The organism is Bradyrhizobium sp., assembly GCF_049691595.1.
Taxonomy (GTDB): Bacteria; Pseudomonadota; Alphaproteobacteria; order Rhizobiales; family Xanthobacteraceae; genus Bradyrhizobium.
On sequence record NZ_JBAVNZ010000083.1, the window covers coordinates 1 to 1,939 of the forward strand.

Genomic DNA, 1,939 nt, shown 5'->3' on the forward strand with positions numbered 1-1,939 from the left:
GGATGGGTTGAGCACTTGCGAAACCCATCACGTCCATCTGAGGCAAGTGATGGGTATCGCGGAGTTTATCATCGGGCGCGCATTCGCGCGACCCGTTGGCTCCACCCATGCTACGCACTACCTGCTACTCCACGCGCGCCTTCTTCGGTTCGACGATTTCAAAATCCGGCGCGAAGTCGTCGAGCAGGCCGAACAGCTCGCGCAGTTTTAGCGGATTGCCCGAGATCGCGACGTCGCCGGTGGCGACGCTGCCGAGAAAGCTGCGCTGCTTCAGCGTGATCGCATCGAGCGCGGCGCGGGTCAGCTTGACGCCGGCATCGGCATTGTCGTCGAGCGGGCCGGCGCGATGGGTCAGCGCGGAGTTTTCCAGATTCATCACATAGGTCTCGTCGCGGTCGGTAAAGGTCCAGTTGATGACGATGCGCTTGCCCTCGGCCTTCGCCGCGTTGAGGCGGACGCCGAGAAAATCGAAGGCGAGATCGATCGAGACGCCCTTGAGCAGTTCGGCATTCGCACTCGATGCGCCCGGCGCCGGCGGCACGCCGCCGCGCAGCTCGGCGGCGCCGAGCAGATAGGCGTTGCGCCAGGTCGCGGCCTCGCTCTGGTAGCCGAGCTGCTCCAGCGCATCGGCGCCGAGCTCGCGCGCTTCCCGGTTGGCCGGATCGGCGAACACCAGCTGGCTGGTGACGCTGGCGACCCAGCGATATTGCCCGGCGGCAAAATCCTCGCGCGCGCGCTTCAGCACCGCATCGGCGCCGCCCATATACTCGACCTGCTTGCGCGCGGATTCCGCGCGCGGCAGCGGATTGAGGTCGGCGGGATTGGCGTCGTACCAGCCGAGATAGAACTGATAGACCGCCTTGGCATTGTGGCTCAGCGTGCCGTAATAGCCGCGCGACGACCAGTCACTGGCGAGGCTCGGCGGCAGCCGCAGCTTTTCGGCGATCTCGGTCGCGGTCAGGCCGTGGTTGAGCAGCCGCACGCTCTGGTCGTGGATGAACTTGTAGAGGTCGCGCTGCTTCTTCAGGAACGCGACCACGCGCGCATTGCCCCAGACCGGCCAGTGATGCTGCGCGATCACGGCGTCGGCCTTGTCGCCATAGCGCGCGATGGCGTCGCCGATGTAGCGCGACCACAGCCTTCCGTCGCGGATCTCGGCGCCGCGGATGGTGTAGAGATTGTGCATGGTATGGCTGGCGTCTTCCGCCATGTTCAAGACCTTGAACTGCGGAAAATACAGCAGCATTTCGGCGGGCGCTTCCGAGCCCGGCACCAGATGGAATTCGATCTCGACGCCGTCGATCATGCGCGTCTCGTAGGTCTGCCTGATCACGTCGTTCGGCGGGATCAGCGAGGCCGTGCCGCGCGACAGCGCCTTGCCGAGGCCGGTGTCGATCTGCGCGCGCGGGCCAACCGGCAGCGTGCTGCCGAACTGGAATTGCGCGCGGCGGCTCATGGCGTTGCCGGCGATGACGTTCTCCGCGACCGCGTGCTCCATGAATCCATCCGGCGCGATCACCCTGACCTTGCCGGCGGCGGCGTCCTCCGCCGAGATCACGCCCTTGGCGCCGCCGAAATGATCGATATGGCTGTGGGTGTAGATCACGGCGGCGACCGATTTGGCCGGGCGGTTGGCGAGATAGAGATCGAGCGCGGCTTTGGCGGTTTCGTTGGACAACAGCGGATCGATCAGGATCAGGCCGCTATCGCCTTCGATGATGGTCATGTTGGATATGTCGATGCCGCGCACCTGGTAGACGCGCGCGGTGACCTCGAACAGGCCGTTCACCGCATTGAGCTGCGCCTGCCGCCACAGGCTCGGATTGACGGTCGTCGGCACCTCGTCCTGTTGCAGGAACGCATAGGGTTTTGAGTCAAACGCCGGCCTGCCGCCGGGACCCGCGACCGTGCCGTCCGGCAGCGTCGCGATGAAGCCGCG

General features: G+C 65.5%; 1 protein-coding gene. It reads right to left on the minus strand.

The window, feature by feature from the left end; translation table 11 throughout:
* Nucleotides 1–124: 124 nt before the first annotated feature.
* Nucleotides 125–1,939, minus strand: a 1,815-nt coding sequence (locus tag WCE35_RS04060; protein WP_424592059.1) for an alkyl/aryl-sulfatase, incomplete at its 5' end; no start/stop codon positions are given.